Raw genomic sequence first — 23,156 nt, 5'->3', positions numbered from 1 at the left:
GCTCATCCCGGCCGCACGCGGGACGCTGCACCCCATTGAAGCTGCCCTACCAAAAGAGACAACAACGAGGGAGACACCAATGCGCCAGATCACCCTGCTCAGCGCCATCACCACCGGCCTGCTCGCCAGTGCCAGCCTCCAGGCCGCCGACGCCATCACCACCGTGGGAGCCGGCGAAGGCCGCCTCGACATCGTCGCCTGGCCCGGCTACATCGAACGCGGCCAGTCCGACAAGAACTACGACTGGGTCAGCCAGTTCGAAAAGGACACCGGCTGCCAGGTCAACGTGAAGACCGCCGCCACCTCCGACGAGATGGTCAGCCTCATGGCCAAGGGCGGCTACGACCTGGTCACCGCCTCCGGCGATGCCTCGCTGCGCCTGATCTACGGCAAGCGCGTGCAGCCCATCGACCCCAACCTGATCCCCAACTGGAAGAACATCGACCCACGCCTGAAGGACGCGCCCTGGTACACCGTCGCCGGCAAGACCTACGGCACCCCCTACCAGTGGGGCCCGAACCTGCTGATGTACAACGCCCAGGCCTTCACCAAGGCCCCGGACAGCTGGTCCGTGGTGTTCGAAGCGCAGAACCTGCCCGACGGCAAGCCCAACAAGGGCCGCGTGCAGGCCTATGACGGCCCGATCTACATCGCCGACGCCGCCCTCTACCTCAAGGCCACCCAGCCTGCCCTGGGCATCACCGACCCCTACCAGCTCGACGAGAAGCAGTACGCCGCCGTGCTCGACCTGCTGCGCAAGCAGCACGACCTGATCCACCGCTACTGGCACGACACCACCGTGCAGATGAGCGACTTCAAGAACGAAGGCGTGGTCGCCTCCAGCGCCTGGCCGTACCAGGCCAACGCCCTGAAGACCGAAGGCCAGCCCATCGCCACCGTGTTCCCCAAGGAAGGCGTCACCGGCTGGGCCGACACCACCATGCTGCACGCCGAGGCCCAGCACCCGAACTGCGCCTACAAGTGGATGAACTGGTCCCTGGAGCCCAAGGTCCAGGGCGACGTCGCCGCCTGGTTCGGCTCCGTGCCCGCCGCGCCGGAAGGCTGCAAGGCCAGCGCCCTGCTGGGTGCCGAAGGCTGCAGCACCAACGGCTACGACCAGTTCGACAAGATCGCCTTCTGGAAGACCCCGCAGGCCGAGGGCGGCAAGTTCGTCCCCTATAGTCGCTGGACCCAGGACTACATCGCGATCATGGGCGGCCGCTGACCCGGCTGCGCGACCCGAGGGCGTCGTTGCGTCCTCGCTCGACGCTCGCCTACCACACGGTATGTCTCGCGTCTCGCTGCGGGGCGCCTAGCCCTCGGACCGCTCGCTCGGCCCAGCCCGGTGCCCCGCACCCTCCCCTCGCCGCTGGCGAGGGGCTCTTACGCCACACCTGCACCCTTTTCGCTTTACCGGAGCACGCACCATGACCACTCCCGCCGTTCAATTCACCCAGGTCTCCCGCCAGTTTGGCGAGGTCAAGGCTGTCGACCGGGTTTCCATCGATATCCAGGACGGGGAGTTCTTTTCCATGCTCGGCCCCTCCGGCTCGGGCAAGACCACCTGCCTGCGCCTGATCGCCGGTTTCGAGCAGCCCAGCGCGGGTTCCATCCGCATCCACGGCGAGGAGGCCGCCGGCCTGCCGCCCTACCTGCGGGACGTCAACACCGTCTTCCAGGACTACGCCCTGTTCCCGCACATGAGCGTGCTGGAGAACGTCGCCTACGGCCTCAAGGTCAAGGGCGTGGCCAAGTCCGAGCGCCTGGCCCGTGCCGAAGAGGCCCTGGGCATGGTGGCCCTGGGCGGCTACGGCGGCCGCAAGCCGGTGCAGCTGTCCGGCGGCCAGCGCCAGCGCGTGGCCCTGGCCCGTGCCCTGGTCAACCGCCCCCGCGTATTGCTGCTGGACGAACCCCTCGGCGCCCTCGACCTCAAGCTGCGCGAGCAGATGCAGAGCGAGCTGAAGAAGCTCCAGCGCCAGCTGGGCATCACCTTCATCTTCGTCACCCACGACCAGAGCGAAGCGCTGTCCATGTCCGACCGCGTGGCCGTGTTCAACAAGGGCCGCATCGAGCAGGTGGACACCCCGCGCAACCTCTACATGAAGCCGGCCACCCCCTTCGTCGCCGAGTTCGTCGGCACCTCCAACGTCCTGCGCGACGACCTGGCCCGCCAGCTCACCGGCAACCCGCAACCCTTCTCCATCCGCCCCGAGCACATCCGCTTCGCCCAGGGCGCCTGCGCCAGCGGCGAGGTGGAACTGAGCGGCCTGCTGCACGACATCCAGTACCAGGGCGCCGCCACCCGCTACGAGATCCGCCTGGACAACGGCCAGAACCTCTGCGTCAGCCAGGCCAACGACCAATGGCAAGCCATCGACCTCGCCCACCAGAGCGGCCAGCGCGTCACCCTGCGCTGGGCCCGCGAGGCGATGGTGCTGCTGAACGAGGGCGCCTGAGATGGAACTGACACTCAACGCCGCCCGCGCGCAGGCCCCCAAGGGCCCGATGCGGCGCCTGTCCAACCTGCTCTACCGCAAGCCGACGCTGTACCTCTCGCTGCTGCTGGTGCCGCCGCTGCTGTGGTTCGGCGCGGTCTACCTCGGCTCGCTGCTGACGCTGCTGTGGCAGGGCTTCTACACCTTCGATGACTTCACCATGGCGGTCTCCACCGACCTGACCCTGGCGAACTTCCAGGCCCTGTTCCAGGCCGCCAACTTCGACATCATCCAGCGCACCCTGGTGATGGCCGTGGCGGTCTCGGTGGCCAGCGCCGCCCTGGCCTTCCCCATCGCCTACTACATGGCGCGCTACACCACCGGCAAGACCAAGGCGTTCTTCTACATCGCCGTGATGATGCCGATGTGGGCCAGCTACATCGTCAAGGCCTACGCCTGGACCCTGCTGCTGGCCAAGGGCGGCGTCGCCATGTGGTTCGTCCAGCACCTGGGCCTGGAGCCGTTGCTGAACCTGCTGCTGGCGACCCCCGGCGTGGGCGGCAACACCCTGTCCACCTCCAACTTCGGGCGCTTCCTGGTGTTCGTCTACATCTGGCTGCCGTTCATGATCCTGCCGATCCAGGCCTCCCTGGAGCGCCTGCCGCCGTCGCTGCTGCAAGCCTCGGCCGACCTCGGCGCGCACCCGCGGCAGACCTTCATGCAGGTGATCCTGCCGCTGTCGGTGCCCGGCATCGCCGCCGGCTCGATCTTCACCTTCAGCCTCACCCTGGGCGACTTCATCGTGCCGCAGCTGGTGGGCCCGCCCGGCTACTTCATCGGCAGCATGGTCTACGCCCAGCAGGGCGCCATCGGCAACATGCCCATGGCCGCCGCGTTCACCCTGGTGCCCATCGTGCTGATCGCCGTGTACCTGTCCATCGTCAAACGCCTGGGGGCCTTCGATGCACTCTGAAAACGCTTCCTGGAGCCTCAAGGCTGCCGCCTGGGGCGGGCTGGTGTTCCTGCACTTCCCGATCCTCATCATCTTCCTGTACGCCTTCAACACCGAAGACGCCGCGTTCAGCTTCCCGCCCCAGGGCTTCACCCTGCACTGGTTCAGCGTCGCCTTCGAGCGCCAGGACGTGATCGAATCCATCGTCCTGTCGCTCAAGGTCGCCAGCATCGCCACGCTCATCGCCATGGTGCTCGGCACCCTGGCCGCGGCCGCGCTGTACCGCCGGGAGTTCTTCGGCAAGGAAGGCATCTCGCTGATGCTGATCCTGCCCATCGCCCTGCCCGGCATCATCACCGGCATCGCACTGCTGGCGGCGTTCAAGGCCCTGGGCATCGAGCCCGGCCTGATGACCATCGTCATCGGCCACGCCACCTTCTGCGTGGTGATCGTCTACAACAACGTCATCGCCCGCTTCCGCCGCACCTCCAACAGCCTCATCGAGGCCTCCATGGACCTGGGCGCCGACGGCTGGCAGACCTTCCGCTACGTGATCCTGCCGAACCTCGGCTCGGCCCTGCTGGCCGGCGGCATGCTCGCCTTCGCCCTCTCCTTCGACGAGATCATCGTCACCACCTTCACCGCCGGCCACGAGCGCACCCTGCCGATCTGGCTGCTCAACCAGCTCAGTCGCCCGCGTGACGTTCCAGTGACCAACGTGGTGGCCATGCTGGTGATGCTGGTGACCATGCTGCCGATCCTCGGCGCCTACTACCTGACCAAAGGGGGCGAAGGCGTGGCCGGCAGCGGCAAATAGCCGCTCGCCCCCAGGCCCGAACCCCAGCCGAACGACGACGTTCCCCGTTCAAGAACAAGAGGACTTCAACGATGCAAACCAAGCTCCTGATCAATGGCCAACTGGTCGCTGGCGAAGGCGAGAAGCTCGCCGTCCTGAACCCCTCCCTGGGCAGCACCCTGGTGGAAATCGCCGAAGCCACCCCGGCCCAGGTCGACGCCGCCGTACGCGCCGCCGATGCCGCCTTCGACGGCTGGTCGCAGACCGCACCGAAGGACCGCTCCCTGCTGCTGCTCAAGCTCGCCGATGCCATCGACGCCCACGCCGAAGAACTGGCGCGCCTGGAATCGCAGAACTGCGGCAAGCCCTTCAACGCCGCGCTGAACGACGAACTGCCGGCCGTGGCCGACGTGTTCCGCTTCTTCGCCGGTGCCAGCCGCTGCCTGCAGGGCTCCGCCGCCGGTGAGTACCTGCCGGGCCACACCTCGATGATCCGCCGCGACCCGGTGGGCGTGGTCGCCTCCATCGCCCCCTGGAACTACCCGCTGATGATGGCCGCCTGGAAACTCGGCCCGGCCCTGGCCGCCGGCAACACCGTGGTCCTCAAGCCCTCCGAGCAGACCCCGCTGACCGCCCTGCGCCTGGGCGAGCTGATCGCCTCGATCTTCCCAGCCGGCGTGGTCAACCTGGTGGTGGGCCGTGGCCCCAGCGTCGGCGAGCCGCTGACCACCCACCCCAAGGTGCGCATGGTCTCCCTCACCGGCTCGGTCGCCACCGGCAGCCGCATCATCGCCGGCACCGCCGACACCGTTAAGCGCATGCACATGGAACTGGGCGGCAAGGCCCCGGTGATCATCTTCGACGACGCCGACATCGACGCCGCCGTGGAAGGCATCCGCACCTTCGGCTTCTACAACGCCGGCCAGGACTGCACCGCCGCCTGCCGCATCTACGCCCAGAAAGGCATCTACGAGAAGTTCGTCGAGAAGCTCGGCGCCGCCGTCGCCAGCATCCGCTACGGCGAGCAGGACGACCCGCAGACCGAACTCGGCCCGCTGATCACCGAACAGCACCTGGCCCGCGTCGAAGGCTTCGTCGAACGCGCCCGCCAGCAGAGCCACATCCGCGTGGTCACCGGCGGCAAGCGTGCCGACCGTCCCGGCTTCTTCTTCGAGCCCACCGTGCTGGCCGATGCCCGCCAGGACGACGAAGTGGTGCGCCGCGAGATCTTCGGCCCGGTGGTTTCGGTCACCGCCTTCGACGACGAAGCCCAGGCGCTGGCCTGGGCCAACGACTCCGACTACGGCCTGGCCTCCTCCGTGTGGACCGCCGACGTCGGCCGCGCCCACCGCCTCGCCGCCCGCCTGCAGTACGGCTGCACCTGGGTCAACACCCACTTCATGCTGGTCAGCGAAATGCCCCACGGCGGCGTGAAGCTGTCGGGCTACGGGAAGGACATGTCGATGTACGGACTCGAGGATTACACCGCCATCCGCCACGTCATGTTCAAACACTGACCCTGAGCGCCGCTCGCTGGCCCGGGCGTTGTTGAGAAGCACGTCGAAATGCTCATGTACTGCAGTACATTCCGCTTTCTCCGCGCTTCTCGCCTAGCCCGGCCTGCGCGCTCGACGCTCAGCGCTTCATGCCCCCCCTGTAGGGGCGAATTCATTCGCCCGCTCTTTTGGGACCTGCTCCCGGGCTGAAGCCCGGGCTACGGGCTCCTCTCCACTGGCTTTGCTTCACCACCGCTGCACCCCACCCCCAGGAGAACCCGAAATGCGAACCACCCTGCGTAGTTTCAGCTTCATCCTGCTCTGCACCGCCGCCGGTCTCGCCCAGGCCGCCAGCGACGCCAAGTCCGTCGTCGAGGGCTACATGGCCGCCTGGAACGCCCACGACGCCGACAAGGCCGCCACCTTCCTCGCCGATGACGCGGTGTACTTCGACGCCACCGTCGGCACGCCGCAGAACGGCAAGGCAGCGGCCCGCGACAACGTCATCAAGGTGTTCATCGGCGCCGTGCCGGACCTGACCTGGAAGATGACCAGCGCGCCCATCGTCGGGCCCGACGGCATCGCCTTCCAGTGGGAGTTCGCCGGCACCAACAGCGGCGCCTGGAGCGCCGAGACCCCGGCCACCGGCAAACCCCTGAAGTTCGAAGGGGTCAGCTTCGTCCGTATCAAGGACGGCAAGATCGTCTACCAGGGCGACTACTACGACGCCCTCGGCTTCAATAAGCAATTGGGCTGGTAAGCCCACGGGGGCCCGGCAACGATCCGGGCGCCCGCACCCACAACAAACGCCTTGCAGGTACACCATGAGCATCACCCGCCGCGACTTCCTCAACGGCGCCGCCCTCACCGTCGGCCTCGGCCTCACCCCGCTGCAGCTGCTGCGCGCAGCCCCCTCCGGGCGCTACTACCCCCCTGCCCTCACCGGCCTGCGCGGCAGCCACCCCGGCTCCTTCGACGTGGCCCACCAGATGGGCTGGGAGAAGAAGGTGTTCGACACCGACGGCCTGCCCATCGAGGAGCAGTACGACCTGGTGGTGGTCGGCGGCGGCATCAGCGGCCTCTCGGCGGCCTGGTTCTACCGGCAGCAGAACCCCGACGCGCGCATCCTCATCGTCGAGAACCACGACGACTTCGGCGGCCACGCCAAGCGCAACGAATTCCAGGCCGGCGGCCGGATGATCCTCGGCTACGGCGGCAGCGAAGCCTTCCAGTCGCCCAAGCACCTCTACAGCAGTCAGGTGAACGGCCTGCTCAAGCAGCTGGGGGTGGACATCGACCGTTTCGAGACCGCCTTCGACCGCGACTTCTACCCCGGCCTCGGGCTGTCCCGCGGGGTGTTCTTCGACAAGGCCGGCTTCGGTGAAGACAAGCTGGTGACCGGCGACCCGACACCGATGGTGGCCGACGACATCGCCCCGGAAAAACTCAACGCCCGCAGCTGGCGCGCCTTCATCAACGACTTCCCGCTGCCCGAAGCCGACCGCGAGGCTCTCATCGCCCTGCACGAAGCACCCCGTGACTACCTGGCCGGCAAGAGCCGCGAGGAGAAGGAAGCCCACCTGGCCAAGACCAGCTACCAGGACTTCCTGCGCAAGGACGTCGGCCTGAGCGAAGCCGCCACCCGCTACTTCCTCAGCCGCACCAACGACTTCTCCGCCCTCAGCATCGACGCCGTCGCCGCAGCGGATGCCTACGCCGTCGGCTTCCCCGGCTTCGCCGCGATGGACCTCTCGCCCATCAGCGAGGAAGCCAAGGCCGAGATGGAAGAGCCGTACATCTACCACTTCCCCGACGGCAACGCCTCGGTGGCGCGCCTGCTGGTGCGCAGCCTGATCCCGGGCGTGGCCGCCGGCAAGGGCATGGACGACATCGTCCTCGCCGACTTCGACTACGCCCGCCTCGACCTGCCCTCCAACGCCGTGCGCCTGCGTCTGAACAGCACCGCCGTCAGCGTGCGCAACCGCGCCGGCGCCGTGGACGTGGGCTACAGCCGGGGCGGCCAGCTGCACCGCGTGCGCGCCCGGCACTGCGTGCTGGCCTGCTACAACATGATGATTCCCTACCTGCTCCGCGACCTGCCCGCCCCGCAGGCCCACGCCCTGGCGCAGAACGTCAAGTTCCCGCTGGTGTACACCAAGGTGGTGATCCGCAACTGGCACAGCTTCGCCAAGCTCGGCGTCCACGAGATCTACGCCCCCAGCCAGCCTTACAGCCGCGTCAAGCTCGACTACCCGGTGGACATCGGCGGCTACCGCCACCCCCGCGACCCGGCCCAGCCCATCGGCCTGCACATGGTCTACGTGCCCACCAGCCCCGGCATGGGCATGGACGCCCGCACCCAGGCCCGTGTCGGCCGCGGCAAGCTCTACGCCATGAGCTTCGAGCAGATGGAAACGATGATCCGCGAGCAGCTCCAGGCCATGCTCGGCCCGGCCGGTTTCGACCACGAGAAGGACATCCTCGCCATCACCGTCAACCGCTGGTCCCACGGCTACGCCTACTTCTCCAACAGCCTGTTCGACGACGAAGACGAGAGCGAGAAGCTGATGAACCTCGCCCGCCGCAAGCTGGGCAACGTCACCATCGCCAACTCCGACGCGGCCTGGAGCGCCTACGCCCACGCCGCCATCGACGAAGCCTGGCGCGCGGTGCGCGAGCTGGGCTGAGCGAACGCAGCCGGGTGATGGTGCCTGTGCCATCACCCGGCCATGCGCCCGGCCCCGTTAGATTCAGCGGGCCCCCACCCTCACCAGGCGCGTCTATATTTTCCGTATCCCCGGCGACAGCCCTGCGCCGGGGCTCCGGAGTGCCGATCCCGCATGCCCGATACCCACGACCGCCCTGCCCGCCCACGCACCGGCCGGATGAAGCGTGACATCGTCCTGATCCTGCTGTTCGCCCTGGTCAGCCTCGCCCTGCTGGTCCACTTCGATGTGGGCGACCTCCTGCAACGGGCGGCCGTACGTCACGAGCACTGGGAACTGGACGAGATCCTGCTGATGCTCAGCCTGGTGGGCTGGTGCGGTTTCATCTTCGGTGTGCGCCGGCTGATGGAGATGCGCTGGGAGGCCCAGGCCCGGCGCAGCGCGGAACTCAAGGTCACCCGCCTGGCCGAACACGACATGCTCACCGGCCTGCCCAACCGCCGGGGGCTGCGCAGCCACCTGGAACCCTGCCTGGGGGTTTCTGACTCGCCGTTCTACTTCGTGCTGGTGGACCTGGACGGCTTCCGCCTGGTCAACGACCTGCACAGCCACGAGGCCGGCGACCACCTGTTGCAGGTGCTGGCCCGCCGGCTGGGCACGGCGCTGCCCGAGGGCGACCTGATCGGCCGCAGCGGTGCCGACGAATTCACCCTGGTGCTGCATTCCCAGAAGAGCCACACCGCCGCCAGCGCCCTGCTGGAGGCCCTGCTGGAGCTGATCCGCCAGCCGGTACAGCATGAGGACGCACGTATCGAAGTCAGCGCCACCCTCGGCGTCGCCCGTTACCCGGACGATGGTCGGCGACTGGACGACCTCATGGCCCGCGCCGCCTTCTGCGTGCAGTCAGGCAAGCGCGAGGGGCGCAACATGGTGGTGTTCTACGAGCCCGGCAACGACACCGAGCTGGAGCAGCAGACGCGCCTGGTGAAGCTGCTCGACGAAGGCATGAAGGCCGGCTACCTGCGGGTGGACTACCAACCCATCGTCGCCCTGGAAAGCGGCGAAATCCTCGGCTTCGAGGCCCTCGCCCGGCTCGACCACCCCGAGGCCGGCAGCCTGGGGCCGGCGCAGTTCATCCCCGCAGCCGAGCGCCTCGGCTACATCACCCGCATCACCCGCGAACTGCTCCAGCGCGCCTGCGAGGAAGCCCGCCAGTGGCCCACCGGCGTGTTCCTCTCGTTCAACCTCAGCGCCATCGACCTGGCCGACGAAAGCCTGCCGTTCCACGTCTCGCGCATCCTCAACAAGGTAGGTTTCCCGCCCAGGCGGCTGGAGCTGGAGGTGACCGAGACCGCCGTGATCGACCACGTCGAGCGGGCCAACGCCAACATCCAGGCGCTGCAGGCCATGGGCATCCGCGTGTCGCTGGACGACTTCGGCACCGGCTACTCGTCCCTCGCCCACATCAGCCGCTACAACTTCGACAAGCTCAAGATCGACCGCCAGTTCGTCGCCGCACTGGACAACGGCAGCAAGGACGAAAGCATCCTGCGGGCCATGCTCGGCCTCAGCCAGGAACTCGGCATTCCCACCGTTGCCGAAGGCATCGAGACGCAGCGGCAGCTGGAATGGCTGCAGAGCGTCGGCTGCCGGCAAGGCCAGGGGTATTACTTCAGCCCGCCGGTGTCCACCGCCCAGGCCACCGCCATGGTGGCCCGTGGGCCCTGCCTGCTGGGGCCGGTCCCGCGGCCTTCCGCCCGTCCCCACTCCACGGAGTCCTGATCATGCACACCCCGAACCACCGCCCGCTGCTGCTCGCCTGCGCCCTGTTGCTGGCAGGCGCGAGCGCCTCCGCCCTGGCGTCGCCCGGCAATGGCAACGGCAAGGGCAACAACGGTCATGGCAACGGCAATGGGCACGGCGGCCACGGCAATGCGGCGACCCAGTCGGCGGGGCCGAGCATCGACCTCGGCGGCATCCGCATCGTCCTGCAGGACAACCGTGACTACTGGAGCCCCGGCGCTTCGCTGCCCCCGGGCATCCGCAAGAACCTCGCGCGGGGCAAGCCGCTACCGCCCGGCATCGCCCGCAAGCTGGACGGCCGCCTGCTGCAGCGGCTGCCGTCCTACCCCGGCTACGACTGGGTGCAGGCCGGGACCGACCTGCTGTTGGTGGCCGTGGCCACCGGGCTCATCCAGGACGTCCTACACGACGTGCTGGACTGAACCGCCTCAGCAGGCCGCCAGCCGGGCGAAGCCCTCGGCCAGGTCGGCCTTGAGGTCGTCCATGTCCTCCAGGCCGATCTGCAGGCGCAGGCAGAAGCCCGGCTCCGTCCAGGCCGTGGCGGTGCGGTAGCTGCGGCAGTCGAAGGGGATCACCAGGCTCTCGTAGCCGCCCCAGGAGAAGCCCATGCTGAACACCCGCAGCTGGTCCAGCATGGCCGCCAGGCCCTCGCGGCTGTAGCGGTCCTCCAGAACGATGGAGAACAGCCCCGAAGCCCCCGTGAAGTCACGCTTCCAGTGCGCATGCCCGGGGCAGTCCTCGAAGGCCGGGTGCAGCACGCGCTTCACCTCCGGCCGGGCCTTGAGCCAGTGGGCCATTTCCAGGCCCCGGCGCTGGGCCTCTTCCAGCCGCAGCTTCAGCGTGCGCAGGCCGCGCAGCGCCAGTACGCAATCCTCGGCCCCCGGCAGCATGGACATGCTGTCGTAGGTGGCACGCAGGGCCGGCCAGCATTCGGCGTTGGCCGTCACCAGGCCCAGCAGCAGGTCCGAATGCCCGCCCAGGTACTTGGTGCCCGCCTCCACCGTCAGGTCGATGCCCAGGTCATGGGCCCGCAGGAACAGCGGGGTCGCCCAGGTGTTGTCGAGGATAGTGCGCACCCCGCGCCGCCGCGCCACCTCCACCAAGGCCGGCAGGTCCGGCACTTCGAAGGTCTGCGAGCCCGGCGCTTCGAGGAACAGCGTGGTGGTCTCGGGGCGCATCAGCGCCTCGATGCCGGCGCCGATCATCGGGTCGTAGTAGGTGGTGGTGACGCCGTAGCGGGCCAGCATGTGGTTGCAGAAATGCCGGGTCGGCCGGTAGACGCTGTCCGGCACCAGGATGTGGTCACCCGCGCGGGTGGTGCTGAACAGCGCCAGGGACACCGCGCCCAGGCCCGAGGGCGAGAGCACCGTGCCAGCGGCGCCGGCCAGTTGGGTCCAGGCATCTTCCAGGTTGGCGATGGTGGGCGTGCCGGCGGTGCCGTAGGAGAAGCGCGCGCGGCGCTGCTCGATGTCGTCGAGGGTCTTGTAGATGACCGTGGAGCCCCGGTACAGCGGGCCGTTGACGAAGCCGTACTGCTCGGAAGGGTCGCGCCCGAGCATGGACAGCTGGGTGCCGATGCCGAAGGAAGGGATGTCGTCTCTGTTCATGTGCCTGCAGCCTGTCGGGGCCCGGCGCACATGGCCGGGCAAAGGCCGCGATGCTAACCGATTCCCCCTCGCCGTCGGCAGCCCGGGTGAGCCTCAGCCCCGTGAACCACCCGGCTCGCCCCGTCGCTCGACGGTGACGGCGTTGCGCTCCATGAGCAGGCTGCCCGGTGCGGGTTCGTCGCGACGGGCCAGGCTGCCCGAGCCCTCCGGGCGGGTGCCGGGGCGTACGGCGCGTTCACAGGTGGTTCCGAACCGGTAGGCATCCGCTGCGGCGATCGGGCGTTCCATGGGTGTTCCCTCGGGTGGCGATGGAGCTTGGAAGCCCCGTGCCGCTGTGCGCTCGCCCCAGCCGCCGAACGGTCGCCAGACGCAGCGAGCCCCACCGGAGTGGGGCTCGTTGGCATGGGTTACCAGTGCGGGCCACCCCAGCGATGGGGCGGGCCGTAGTAGCGGGGCCCGTAGTAGCGCGGCGGCGGGGCGTACACCGGCACGCTCTGGTAATACACCGGTTGTGCCGGGTAGACGTAGACCGGCGGCGGTGGCGGCGGCGCCACGTAGACGGGGGCCGGCTGCACATACACCGGGGCGGGTTGTTCCACATAGACCGGCGCCGGACGGGACGCGACGATGGCTCCGCCGACCACGGCCCCCACGACGGCGCCGACGATCGCCGGGCCGGCATCATGCCCATGGGCGGACGCCTGGCCGGCCAGTGCGGCGGCTCCCACCAACAGGGCCACCTGGGGCAAACGACGAAACATGGTTTTCCTCCTGCCCGGCGGGACAGGTGCCGGGATGCCTGTTCAGACCGCAACGGCACAAAACGGATCGCAGCGCCCGGGTAAAGGTTGTGTAAGGACGACGAACGGCCAGGGCGATTCACCCGAACCCCCTCCCCCTCACCGGGTCACTAACAGGGAATCCCCAAGCGTTGGCCGACGCGTCGCTGCTTCGCCGAGTGCCCCGGCCATCGAAAACCCGCCGTTCCAGGAGTGCCCCATGCCCGAAGCCTGGCTGCCCCACCTGCCCTGGCCCGAGTTGCGCCTGCTGCTCACCGTCCTCGCGGTCTTCCTCGTCCTGTCCCTGGTGTCCCGCGCTGTCCTGCGGGTGTTCGAGCGCCTGACCCGCCCCGTGCTGTTTCTGCGCGAGCTGCTGCAGCGGGTGCGCCGCCCGCTGTACCTGCTGCTGCCGCTGCTGGGGGTGCAGACGGTGCTCAGCTCCGCGCCGGACGACCTGCTGTTCATCGAGCCGCTGCGCCGCCTCACCTCCCTGGTGCTGATCGGCACCTTCACCTGGCTCGGCCTGCGCGCGGTGGACGCGGTGCAGCAGGTGATCCTGCTGCGCCACCCGGTGGACATCGCCGACAACCTGCAAGCCCGCCGCATCCAGACCCAGACCCGTGTGCTGGTGCGCACCCTGAGCTTCTTCGTGGTGCTGTTCGGCGTGGCCTGCATGCTGATGACCTTCCCCACCGCCCGGCAGCTGGGCACCAGCCTGCTGGCCTCGGCCGGGGTGGCCGGGCTGGCGGTGGGCTTCGCCGCCAAGCCGGTGCTGGGCAACCTCATCGCCGGCCTGCAGATTGCCCTGACCCAGCCGATCCGCCTGGACGACGTGGTGATCGTCCAGGGCGAATGGGGGCGCATCGAGGAGATCACCGGCACCTATGTCGTGGTGCGCATCTGGGATGACCGCCGCCTGGTGGTGCCGCTGCAGTGGTTCATCGAGAACCCCTTCCAGAACTGGACCCGGGTCGGCGCGTCGATCACCGGCGCGGTGATCATCTGGGTCGACTACGCCCTGCCCCTGGAGCCCCTGCGGCGCGAGCTGGACCGGCTCTGCGGCGAGCAGCCCAAGCTCTGGGACGGCCGCGTCAGCGTGCTGCAGGTGGTGGACGCCACCGACCGCGCCATGCAGCTTCGGGTGCTGGTCAGCTCCGCCGACTCCTCGCGCAACTGGGACCTGCGCTGCTACCTGCGGGAGAACCTCATCAGCTTCGTCAACCGCAACTACCCCGACAGCCTGCCGCGCATGCGGGCCGAACTGCGCTCGCTGCAGCCGCCCCAGGCCCCGGCAGTTGGCGACGGCCCCATCGCCGGGCCCGAGCGTCAGCCGCCGGTCTGATCCACCGGCTGGCGCACCGCCCAGGCCTGGTGCAGGCGCTCGTAGTAATAGGGCAGCTGCAGCAGGCCATGGCGGGCCGCCTGCTCACGCACCCTGTTGCGCTCTCCGTCGAAATGGCGCTGCTCGCTCACCACCCAGGGCTCGCCGTCCAGGTACATGGCGCAGGCGAAGCACACCAGCCCATCCGCCTCGCCGGCCCCTTCGGCCAACCCGGTGTTGGCGAGGGCCACACCGGCACGGTCGGCGGCCTCCAGCGCCCCCAGGGCCATTTCCCGGGCGACTTCCTCGCTGGTCAGGCCGAAGCGCTCCATGGTGTCCGGCGACACCCCCAGGCAGCGCTGCTTGGCCTCGGGGGAGTACACCACGTAGCCCGCGTCCAGCACCTGCCCGCACCCGGGCACGTCCGCGAGGATCGAGGTCATCAGCCCCGCCGTGCAGGACTCCGCGGTCACCAGGGTCAACTGGTACCGCTCCAGGAAGCTCACCACCTGCTCGACATGCTGCATGGCCCTTTCCTCCGTTCGCTGTTGCTAGCTATGAAGGCCGGCCCCGGGGCCGAGTTCCCCCCGCAGCGCCGCCGTCCGGCGGAGGCCGCCGGGAAATAAAGTCGAAACTATCCCGCCGGGCCTCCGGTCTCGATTCATGTGGGGAGCGGACGTCTGCGTCGGGACCTTCAACTCATCTTCCAAGCGGCCGGCGGCCCGGACCGCCAGCAGTGATAGATGGCTTGCGCCCCGGCGCTCCGCCGCCCCGTTCAGGGATATTCGAAAGCGGAGGATGGTATGGGAAATGCGGTAGTGAGCCTTCAACTCGAAGGCCTGGGGTCCACCCTCGCCAGTCGGCCCCAGTTGCACGTGGAAAGCCTTGGAACCAATAGCCAGAAAAAACGAATCCTCTTCGTCACCTCGGAGTTCGCCGACCTGGTCAAGGTCGGTGGCCTGGGGGACGTTTCCGCTGCCCTGCCCCGAGCCCTCGCCTCCCGCCACGACATCCGCGTGCTGATCCCCGGCTACCGCTCGGTGCTGCACAGCGGCCACCCGATCCGGGTCATCGGCCGCCTGCCGGGGCACGCCGCCCTGCCGCCCTGCCGGGTCGGGCGCATGGACCTGCCGGACGGGCTGATCGTCTACGTGCTGATCTGCCCCGAGCTGTACGAGCGCGAAGGCACCCCCTATGGCGACGCCCATGGCCGCGACTGGGCCGACAACCACATCCGCTTCGCCCGCCTGGGCCTGGCCGCCGCCGACCTCGCCGGCGGCCAGGCCGGCCTCAGCTGGGTGCCCGAGCTGGTGCACGCCAACGACTGGCCCAGCGGCCTGGCGCCGGCCTACCTGGCCTGGCGCGGCCAGGCCACCCCCAGCGTGTTCACCATCCACAACCTGGCCTACCAGGGTCTCTGCGACCCCCACAGCGCCCCCGAGCTGGGCCTGCCGGAGCAGGCCTTCCGCCCGGAGAGCATGGAGTTCTACGGCAAGCTGTCGTTCCTCAAGGCCGGCATCGCCCACGCCCGGCACACCACCACGGTGAGCGACAACTACGCCCGCGAGATCACCACCGAGGCCTTCGGCTGCGGCCTGGAAGGCATGCTGCGCCAGCGCGTCGCCGAAGGCCGCCTGAGCGGCATCACCAACGGCATCGACGAGAGCTGGGACCCGCGCAGCGACACCCACCTGGTAGAAGGCTTCGCCCCCCGCGCCTGGCAGGGCAAGCAGGCCAACCGCCGCTTCGTGGAGCAGCTCTACGGCCTGGACAGCGAACCCGCCCCGCTGTTCGCCGTGGTCTCGCGCCTGGTGCAGCAGAAAGGCATCGACCTGACCCTGGAGATCGCCGACCGCATCGTCGCCCAGGGCGGCCGCCTGGCGGTGATCGGCCGTGGCGAGCCCGAGCTGGAGCTGGCCATGGAGGCCCTGGCGCAGCGCCATGCCGGGCGCATCGGCGTGCGCGTCGGCTTCAACGAGACCGACGCCCGCCGCCTGTTCGCCGCCAGCGATTTCCTGCTCATGCCGTCGCGCTTCGAACCCTGCGGCCTGAGCCAGATGTACGCCCAGCGCTTCGGCTCCCTGCCCATCGCCCGCTGCACCGGCGGCCTGGCGGACACCATCGAGGACGGCGTCACCGGCTTCCTGTTCCGCGAGCCCGATGCCGCCAGCTACTGGGACGCCGTGCAGCGCGCGCTGAACGTCTACCGCCACCCCGAACTGCTGGACGCCATGCGCTGCCAGGCCATGGCCGCGCCACTGTTCTGGCGCGAGTCGGTGCTGCCCTACGACCAGCTGTACCAGCGGCTGATCGGCCAGCGCGTCACCCTCGCCAGCGGAGGGGCGCGCTGATGTACCCGGTCACCCGCAGCCACGGCGCCTGGTTCCAGGACGACGGCAGCACCCGCTTCGCCCTCTGGGCACCGGACGCCCGCCAGGTGGAGCTGCGCCTCGCCTCGGGCGAGACCCACTCCATGGCTCCCCACGCCGACGGCTGGTACAGCGTGCAGCTGCCGGTGGGGGCCGGCACCGCCTACCGCTTCCGCATCGACGGCGAACTGGAGGTGCCCGACCCGGCCTCGCGCCGCCAGCTGGACGACGTGCACGGCGACAGCGAAGTGCAGGACCCGTCCCGCTACGCCTGGCGCTGCACCGAGTGGAACGGGCGCCCCTGGCACGAGGCGGTGATCTACGAGCTACACGTCGGCCTGCTCGGCGGTTTCAGCCAGGTCACCGCCCTGCTGCCCGGCCTCGCCGAACTGGGGGTGACCGCCATCGAACTGATGCCCCTGGCCGAATTCCCCGGCGCGCGCAACTGGGGCTACGACGGCGTGCTGCCGTTCGCCCCGGAATCCTCCTACGGCACCCCCGACGAGCTGCGCGCCCTGGTGGACCGTGCCCACGAGCTGGGCCTGATGGTGCTGGTGGACGTGGTCTACAACCACTTCGGCCCGGACGGCAACTACCTTGGCCGCTACGCCGGCGCCTTCTTCCGCGACGACCGCCACACCCCCTGGGGGCCGGCCATCGACTTCCGCCGCGTGCAGGTGCGCGACTTCTTCTGCGAGAACGCGCTGATGTGGCTGCTGGACTACCGCATGGACGGCCTGCGCCTGGATGCGGTGCACGCCATCCCCGACCGCGACTTCCTCGTCGAGCTGGCCGACCGCGTGCGCCGCGCCACCGCCGGGCGCCACGTGCACCTGGTGCTGGAGAACGAAGACAACGCCGCCAGCCTGCTGGAACAGGGCTTCGACGCCCAGTGGAACGACGACGGCCACAACGTGCTGCACGTGCTGCTCACCGGCGAGAACGAGGGCTACTACGCCGACTTCGCCCGCGAACCCACCAGCCACCTGGCCCGCTGCCTGGGCGAGGGCTTCGTCTACCAGGGCGAGACCAGCCCGCGCGGCGCCCAGCGCGGCGAACCCAGCGCGCACCTGCCGCCCACCGCCTTCGTGCTATTCCTGCAGAACCACGACCAGGTGGGCAACCGCGCCCTGGGCGAGCGCCTGGCCAGCCTGGCGGAGCCCGCCGCGCTGCGGGCCAGCGTTGCCCTGTTGCTGCTCAGCCCCATGGTGCCGCTGCTGTTCATGGGCGAGGAATGGGGCTCCGAGCAGCCCTTCCTGTACTTCACCTCCCACAACGAAGCCCTCGGCCAGGCCGTGCGCGAAGGCCGCCGCGCCGAGTTCGCCGCCTTCAGCGCCTTCACCCGGCCCGAGCAGCGCGACGCCATCCCCGACCCCAACGATTTCTCCACCTTCAGCCGCTCCATGCCCGACAGCGCCGCCGCCACCGAAGCCGATGCCGAGGCCTGGCGCCGGCTCTACCAGCGCCTGCTGCAGGTGCGCCATGCCCACCTGGTGCCGCGCCTGCCGGGCAGCCAGGCCATCGGCGCGCGGGTCCTGGAGGACAAGGCCGTCTCCGCCGGCTGGCGGCTGGGCGACGGCAGCCACCTGCGCATCGACCTGAACCTCTCGGCGGTCACCGTGCGCACCCCGCTGCCCCACCCCGAGGCCCGCACCCTGCACGCCGACGGCATCGACGACGCCGACTACCGCCAGGGCGTGCTGCCGCCCCACAGCGTGGTGGTCACCCTGGAGGACCCGCGATGAGCGACGCCCAGCTGGAAGCCCTGGCCACGGCGGCGGGGTTCAGCGTCCACTGGACCGACGCCGACGGCCGCCCGCAACAGATCGCTCCCGACAGCCTGCGCGCGCTGCTGGAGGCCCTCGGCTACCCGGCCCGGAGCGAGCAGCAGATCGCCGGCAGCCTGGCCCACCTGCAGGCCCGGCATGAGGCCGCCACCCTGCCCCGGCTGCTGACCCTGGACCAGGGCCAGCCCCTGGCGCTCGCCTCCCATGCCCGGCCCGGCGCCGCCTTCCGCGTCCAGCTGGAGGACGGCGGCGTGGTGGATGGCCACCTGGACGACCAGGCGCGCCTGCCCGCCCTCACCGCCTGGGGCTACCACCAGCTGCACCTGGGCGACCAGGCGGTGACCCTCGCCGTCGCCCCGCCGGCCTGCCCCAGCGTCGCCCAGCTCAGCGACCACCGCCGCCGCCACATCTGGGGCCTGGCGGCCCAGCTGTACGGCCTGCGCCGCCCCGGTGACGGTGGCCTGGGGGACACCCAGGCCCTGGAAGAGCTGGTACGCAGCGCCGCCGCCCAGGGTGCCGACGCCATCGCCCTGAGCCCGGTGCACGCCATGTTCAGCGCCGACCTGCAGCGCTACAGCCCCTATTCGCCCTCCAGCCGCCTGCTGTTCAACGTGCTGCACGCCGCGCCGGCCAGCATCCTCGGCGACCGCGCCTGGCGCGAGGCGGTCCTCGCCACCGGCCTCGGCCCCGAGCTGCAGCGCCTGGAATCCCTCCCGCTGGTGGACTGGCCGGCCGCCTCCGCCGCCCGCCTGCAGCTGCTGCGCCAGCTCTACCAGGGTTTCGCCGCCGGGGAGAACCTGCACAGCGTCGACTTCGACAGCTTCTGCCAGCACGCCGGCGACGCCCTGGTGCAGCACTGCCGCTTCGAAGCCCTGCACGGCTTCATGAGCCGCAGCGGCCTGCCCACCGACTGGCGCACCTGGCCGGAGCCCTACCGCGACCCCGCCAGCCCGGCGGTGCTGCACTTCGCCGAAGAGCATGCCGACGAGGTGCGCTTCCACGCCTTCGCCCAGTGGCTGGTGGCGCGCGGGCTGGACCGCGCCCAGAGTGCCGCGCGCGGCGCCGGCATGGCCGTCGGGCTGATCGCCGACCTGGCCGTGGGCGCCGACGGTGCCGGCAGCCAGGCCTGGGCGCGCCAGGCCGAACTGCTGCCGTCGCTGACGGTAGGCGCCCCGCCGGACATCCTCAACCGCAGCGGCCAGGCCTGGGGCATTTCCGCCTTCTCCCCCGAGGGCCTGCGCCAACAGGGCTTCCGCGCCTTCATCGAGATGCTGCGGGCCAACCTCGCCCACGCCGGCGGCCTGCGCATCGACCACGTGATGGGCCTGCAGCGCCTCTGGGTCCTACCGGAAGGCGCCGATCCCCGACATGGCGCCTACCTCAACTACCCCCGGGAAGACCTGCTGCGCCTGCTCTGCCTGGAAGCCACCCGCCACCGTGCGCTGATCGTCGGTGAAGACCTCGGCACCGTGCCCGAGGGGCTGCGCGAAGCCCTCGGCCGGCGGCTGATCCTCGGCATGCGCGTGCTGCTGTTCGAGCAGGCCGACGGTCGCTTCACGCCGCCCGACGCCTGGCCGGCGGATGCCCTGGCCACCACCACCACCCACGACCTGCCGACCCTGCGCGGCTGGCTCGCCGGGCGCGACATCCACTGGCGCGAGGCCGCCGGCCAGACCCGGCCCGAGCAGGCCGAGGCCGACCGTGAGCACCGCCAGCGGGAACGCCAGGCCCTGGAAAGCGCCCTGCACGCCAGCGGCCAGCGCCACGGCCAGGCCCCCGAAGACGACCTCGATGCGGCCATCGCCTTCATCGGCAGGACCCCCGCGCCCCTGGTGCTGCTGCCCCTAGAGGACGCCGTCGGCAGCGAGGAGCAACCCAACCTCCCCGGCCCCGGCGACCTGCACCCCAACTGGCGCCGGCGCTGGCCGGAAGCCGCCGCCAGCCTGCTCGAACGCCCCGAGGTGAGCGCCCGCCTGCAGCGCCTCGACCACACCCGCCGGCAACAGGAACACCCCCATGACTGAACTGCGTGCCACGCTGCGCCTGCAACTGCACGCCGGCTTCACCCTCGACGACGCCCGCGCCCAGGTGCCCTACTTCGCCCGTCTCGGCGTGAGCCACCTGTACCTGTCGCCCGTGCTCCAGGCCCGGGCCGGTTCCACCCACGGCTACGACGTGGTCGACCCCACCCGGGTCAACCCCGAGCTGGGCGGCGAGCCGGCCCTGGAGCGCCTGGTGGCCGCCCTGCGCGAGCACCACATGGGGCTCATCCTCGACCTGGTGCCCAACCACATGGCCGTGGGCGGCGGCGACAACCCCTGGTGGCTGGACGTGCTCGAATGGGGCCGCGCCAGCCCCTACGCGCAGTTCTTCGACATCCAGTGGCAATCCCACGACCCGCTGCTGCGCGGGCAGCTGCTGATCCCCTTCCTGCGCAGCGACTACGCTGAAGTCCTCGCCGCCGGCGAGGTGCGCCTGCATTACGACGGCAGCAGCGGCGCGCTCTACGCCCAGCATTTCGACCACCGCTTCCCGCTCTGGCCGGCCACCTACGGCGAGGTGCTGCGGCGCGCCGACGACCCGGCATTGCAGGCCCTGGCCGCCAGCTTCGACGCCCTCGAAGGCTCCGCCGACGCCTGGCAGCGCGCCCGTGAGCTGCGCCAGGCCCTGGGCCGCGCCGCGCCGACCGGCGAGGCACTGGCGAACGCCCTGGCGGCGTTCCGGGGCGACGACCCGGCGGGCTTCGAACGCCTGCACGCCCTGCTGGAGCGCCAGCACTACCGCCTGGCCAGCTGGCGCACCGCCGCCGACGACATCAACTGGCGGCGCTTCTTCGACATCAACGAGCTGGGCGGCCTGCGGGTGGAACGCCCGGAGGTGTTCGAGGCGGTGCATGCCAAGGTCTTCGAGCTGATCCAGCGCGGCCTGGTGGACGGGCTGCGCCTGGACCACGTCGACGGCCTGGCCGACCCGCGCGGCTACTGCCGACGCCTGCGCCGCCGGGTGCAGCGGCTGGCGGCACAACGACCGGCCGGCCTGGCGGAGCAGCCTTTCCCCCTCTACGTGGAGAAGATCCTCGGCCCCGACGAGGCGCTGCCCGGCGACTGGCTGGTGGACGGCACCACCGGCTACGAATTCATGAACCAGGTGTCGCTGCTGCAGCACTCGCCCCTCGGCGAGTTGCAGCTGTGCGGCCTGTGGAGCGAGACCAGCGGGCGTTCGCCGCGCTTCCTCGACGAGGTCCGCGAGGCCCGCGAACTGATCCTCGGCAGCAACCTCGCCGGCGACCTGGAGAACCTCGCCCAGGCGCTGCTGCAGGTGGCGCGCAGCGACCTGGCGACCCGCGACCTGACCCTCGGCGGCATCCGCCGGGCACTGCACGCGCTGATCGGCCAGTTCAGCGTCTACCGCACCTACGTCAACGCCTGCGGCCGCTCCGCCCAGGACCAGCGGCTGTTCCGCCAGGCCTTCGACGCGGCCTGCACCGAACTGGGCGACGCCGACCGCCCGCTGCTCGACCACCTGGAGCGCTGGCTCGGCGGCGAACCGCTGAGGGCCGTGCCCCTGGCCCAGCGCCGGCTGCGCCGGCAGGTTGTGGCGCGCTTCCAGCAGCTCACCGCGCCGGCGGCGGCCAAGGCCGTGGAGGACACCGCCTGCTACCGCTCGGCGGTGCTGCTCTCACGCAACGACGTGGGCTTCGACCCGCAACGCTTCAGCGCCCCGCTGGAAGCCTTCCACGCGGCCTGCCAGGCCCGCGCGCAGAGCTTCCCGGACAACCTGCTGACCACCGCCACCCATGACCACAAGCGCGGCGAGGACAGCCGTGCGCGCCTGGCGGTGCTCAGCGAGCGCGCTGCCTGGTTCGCCGAGTGCTGCGAACAGTGGCGGCGCCTGGCCGCGCCCCTGCGCGAAGCCACCGGCCCGCTGGCCATCAGCCCCGGCGACGAACTGATGCTCTACCAGTGCCTGCTGGGCAGTTGGCCGCTGGACCTGGCAGCCGACGACCACGCCGGCCTCGCCGCCTACCGCGAGCGCCTGCTGCGCTGGCAGGAAAAGGCCCTGCGCGAAGCCAAGCTGCAGACCAGCTGGAGCGCCCCCAACGGCGACTACGAGGGCGCCTGCCGCGCCTTCCTCGACAGCCTGCTGGGCAGCGATGCCGCCACCCAGCTGCGTCGCAGCATTGCCGACGCGGCCATGGCCATCGCCCCCGGCGGCGCCCTCAACGGGCTGGTGCAATGCCTGCTGCGCATGACCACGCCAGGGGTGCCGGACCTCTACCAGGGCACCGAGTTCTGGGACTTCAGCCTGGTGGACCCGGACAACCGCCGGCCGGTGGATTACGCCGCGCGCATCGACGCCCTGGGCACCCTGCGCGACCAGGCCGACCTGCTGCTGGGCTGGCGCGACGGGCGCATCAAGCAGTGGCTGATCGGCAGCGTGCTGTCGGTGCGCTACGCCCGCGCCGGGCTGTTCGCCCGGGGCGACTACCAGCCCCTGCCGGTGCACGGCGAACACGCCGAGCGGGTGATCGCCTTCGCCCGCCAGCGCGACGGCGAATACCTGGTGGTGATCGCCCCGCGCCTGGTGGATGCCTTGCTGGAAGGCACCAAGGTGCCCCAGGTGCCGCCCCTGCGCTGGGGCGATACCCGCGTGGAGCTGCCCTTCGACCCGGCCACCGGCGCCCTCGCCGGTGTGTTCAGCCGCGAGCCGCCCCAGGTGGGTCCCGAAGGCCTGGCCCTGTCCCGGGCGCTCGCCGACTTCCCCGTCAACCTGCTGTGTTTCCGCCCCCATGCCACAGGAGCCATGCCATGAACACCGACGATCAGCGCGTCCGCGAACTCGCCTACCAGATCTGGGAATCCGAGGGCCGTCCCCACGGCCAGGACGCTCGCCACTGGGAGATGGCGCGCAAGCTGGCCCAGCGCGAGAAGCCCCGCGATACCCCGCCGGAACCCACCTCGCGGCCGGCCAGCAAACCCCGGGCGGTGGACACCTCCTCCGGCCCGGTCACCCCCACGCGCCGCCCTCGGGCGGCCAAGCCCGCCGCCAGCGAGGCCGAGGAAAAGCCCGCCCTGCTGAAGAAATCCCGCGCCCCACGCACCCCCAAGACACCCAAAGCCTGACCCCAGGCCGTACAGGAGCCAC

The 23,156-nt window shown here is 70.3% G+C and carries 19 protein-coding genes; 15 read left to right on the top strand and 4 right to left on the bottom strand.

Annotated features, from left to right (window positions below):
• Positions 1 to 79 precede the first annotated feature (79 nt).
• The 9 genes from ydcS to RTK35_RS11225 all read left to right on the top strand — a co-directional run bounded on the left by ydcS (position 80) and on the right by RTK35_RS11225 (position 10,570).
• Positions 80 to 1,225 carry a putative ABC transporter substrate-binding protein YdcS gene (ydcS, locus tag RTK35_RS11265; RefSeq protein WP_316908027.1) on the top strand — a complete coding sequence of 382 codons (1,146 nt, stop codon included), beginning with the start codon at positions 80 to 82 and terminating at the stop codon, positions 1,223 to 1,225.
• A gap of 202 nt (positions 1,226 to 1,427) precedes the next feature.
• Positions 1,428 to 2,456, top strand: coding sequence for an ABC transporter ATP-binding protein (locus tag RTK35_RS11260; RefSeq protein ID WP_044402741.1), 1,029 nt, complete (start codon positions 1,428 to 1,430; stop codon positions 2,454 to 2,456).
• A gap of 1 nt (position 2,457) precedes the next feature.
• The gene (locus RTK35_RS11255; protein ID WP_044402738.1) at positions 2,458 to 3,408 is read left to right on the top strand and encodes an ABC transporter permease; all 951 of its coding nucleotides are present in this window, start codon (positions 2,458 to 2,460) and stop codon (positions 3,406 to 3,408) included.
• On the top strand, positions 3,398 to 4,204 hold the full coding sequence (locus tag RTK35_RS11250) for an ABC transporter permease (RefSeq protein WP_044402735.1): 807 nt from the start codon (positions 3,398 to 3,400) through the stop codon (positions 4,202 to 4,204). Before RTK35_RS11255 ends, RTK35_RS11250 begins: the two co-directional genes overlap by 11 nt.
• Positions 4,205 to 4,275: 71 nt before the next feature.
• Positions 4,276 to 5,700, top strand: a complete 1,425-nt coding sequence (locus tag RTK35_RS11245; protein WP_316908026.1) for a gamma-aminobutyraldehyde dehydrogenase — start codon at positions 4,276 to 4,278, stop codon at positions 5,698 to 5,700.
• Positions 5,701 to 5,962: 262 nt separating this feature from the next.
• Complete coding sequence (locus tag RTK35_RS11240) at positions 5,963 to 6,439, top strand: ester cyclase (protein WP_074971708.1); 477 nt, start codon at positions 5,963 to 5,965, stop codon at positions 6,437 to 6,439.
• Between the two features lie 64 nt (positions 6,440 to 6,503).
• Positions 6,504 to 8,366 carry an NAD(P)-binding protein gene (locus tag RTK35_RS11235; RefSeq protein ID WP_160482555.1) on the top strand — a complete coding sequence of 621 codons (1,863 nt, stop codon included), beginning with the start codon at positions 6,504 to 6,506 and terminating at the stop codon, positions 8,364 to 8,366.
• A 153-nt stretch (positions 8,367 to 8,519) separates the two neighbouring features.
• Positions 8,520 to 10,127 carry a putative bifunctional diguanylate cyclase/phosphodiesterase gene (locus RTK35_RS11230; protein ID WP_316908025.1) on the top strand — a complete coding sequence of 536 codons (1,608 nt, stop codon included), beginning with the start codon at positions 8,520 to 8,522 and terminating at the stop codon, positions 10,125 to 10,127.
• 2 nt (positions 10,128 to 10,129) lie between these two features.
• Entirely contained in the window at positions 10,130 to 10,570 is a 441-nt protein-coding gene (locus RTK35_RS11225) for an anti-virulence regulator CigR family protein (RefSeq protein WP_074971711.1), read from the top strand.
• A gap of 6 nt (positions 10,571 to 10,576) precedes the next feature.
• Here the strand turns inward: RTK35_RS11225 and metC are convergent, their stop codons facing one another.
• From metC to RTK35_RS11210, 3 genes are all read right to left on the bottom strand, one after another.
• Entirely contained in the window at positions 10,577 to 11,755 is a 1,179-nt protein-coding gene (metC, locus tag RTK35_RS11220) for a cystathionine beta-lyase (protein WP_316908024.1), read from the bottom strand.
• A 93-nt stretch (positions 11,756 to 11,848) separates the two neighbouring features.
• On the bottom strand, positions 11,849 to 12,043 hold the full coding sequence (locus RTK35_RS11215) for a hypothetical protein (protein ID WP_074971713.1): 195 nt from the start codon (positions 12,041 to 12,043) through the stop codon (positions 11,849 to 11,851).
• 119 nt (positions 12,044 to 12,162) lie between these two features.
• Positions 12,163 to 12,516: a hypothetical protein gene (locus RTK35_RS11210; protein ID WP_074971714.1), complete on the bottom strand. Its 354-nt coding sequence runs from the start codon at positions 12,514 to 12,516 to the stop codon at positions 12,163 to 12,165.
• Between the two features lie 238 nt (positions 12,517 to 12,754).
• Between RTK35_RS11210 and RTK35_RS11205 the strand changes: the two genes are divergently transcribed.
• Entirely contained in the window at positions 12,755 to 13,876 is a 1,122-nt protein-coding gene (locus RTK35_RS11205; protein ID WP_172433710.1) for a mechanosensitive ion channel family protein, read from the top strand.
• On the opposite strand, the gene RTK35_RS11200 is transcribed toward RTK35_RS11205, so the two are convergent.
• Complete coding sequence (locus RTK35_RS11200) at positions 13,861 to 14,382, bottom strand: CinA family protein (RefSeq protein ID WP_208275973.1); 522 nt, start codon at positions 14,380 to 14,382, stop codon at positions 13,861 to 13,863. The genes RTK35_RS11205 and RTK35_RS11200 overlap by 16 nt on opposite strands.
• Before the next feature lie 276 nt (positions 14,383 to 14,658).
• On the opposite strand from RTK35_RS11200, the gene glgA reads away from it, so the two are divergent.
• Genes glgA through RTK35_RS11175 form a run of 5 tightly spaced genes read left to right on the top strand, consistent with a single transcriptional unit; the run spans position 14,659 to position 23,134 of the window.
• The gene (glgA, locus tag RTK35_RS11195; RefSeq protein ID WP_316908023.1) at positions 14,659 to 16,206 is read left to right on the top strand and encodes a glycogen synthase GlgA; all 1,548 of its coding nucleotides are present in this window, start codon (positions 14,659 to 14,661) and stop codon (positions 16,204 to 16,206) included.
• A complete protein-coding gene (gene treZ / locus RTK35_RS11190; protein ID WP_316908022.1) occupies positions 16,206 to 17,969 on the top strand; it encodes a malto-oligosyltrehalose trehalohydrolase in 1,764 nt (587 codons plus the stop codon). Before glgA ends, treZ begins: the two co-directional genes overlap by 1 nt.
• Positions 17,966 to 20,035, top strand: coding sequence for a 4-alpha-glucanotransferase (malQ, locus tag RTK35_RS11185; protein ID WP_316908021.1), 2,070 nt, complete (start codon positions 17,966 to 17,968; stop codon positions 20,033 to 20,035). Before treZ ends, malQ begins: the two co-directional genes overlap by 4 nt.
• Complete coding sequence (locus RTK35_RS11180) at positions 20,028 to 22,823, top strand: malto-oligosyltrehalose synthase (RefSeq protein ID WP_316908020.1); 2,796 nt, start codon at positions 20,028 to 20,030, stop codon at positions 22,821 to 22,823. The genes malQ and RTK35_RS11180 overlap by 8 nt, the downstream gene beginning before the upstream one ends.
• On the top strand, positions 22,820 to 23,134 hold the full coding sequence (locus tag RTK35_RS11175) for a DUF2934 domain-containing protein (protein ID WP_316908019.1): 315 nt from the start codon (positions 22,820 to 22,822) through the stop codon (positions 23,132 to 23,134). Before RTK35_RS11180 ends, RTK35_RS11175 begins: the two co-directional genes overlap by 4 nt.
• Positions 23,135 to 23,156 lie beyond the last annotated feature (22 nt).

The sequence above is a fragment of the Pseudomonas sp. zfem003 genome, from assembly GCF_032621675.1.
GTDB lineage: Bacteria > Pseudomonadota > Gammaproteobacteria > Pseudomonadales > Pseudomonadaceae > Metapseudomonas > Metapseudomonas otitidis.
This window is presented reverse-complemented; position numbering and strand designations above follow the sequence as displayed.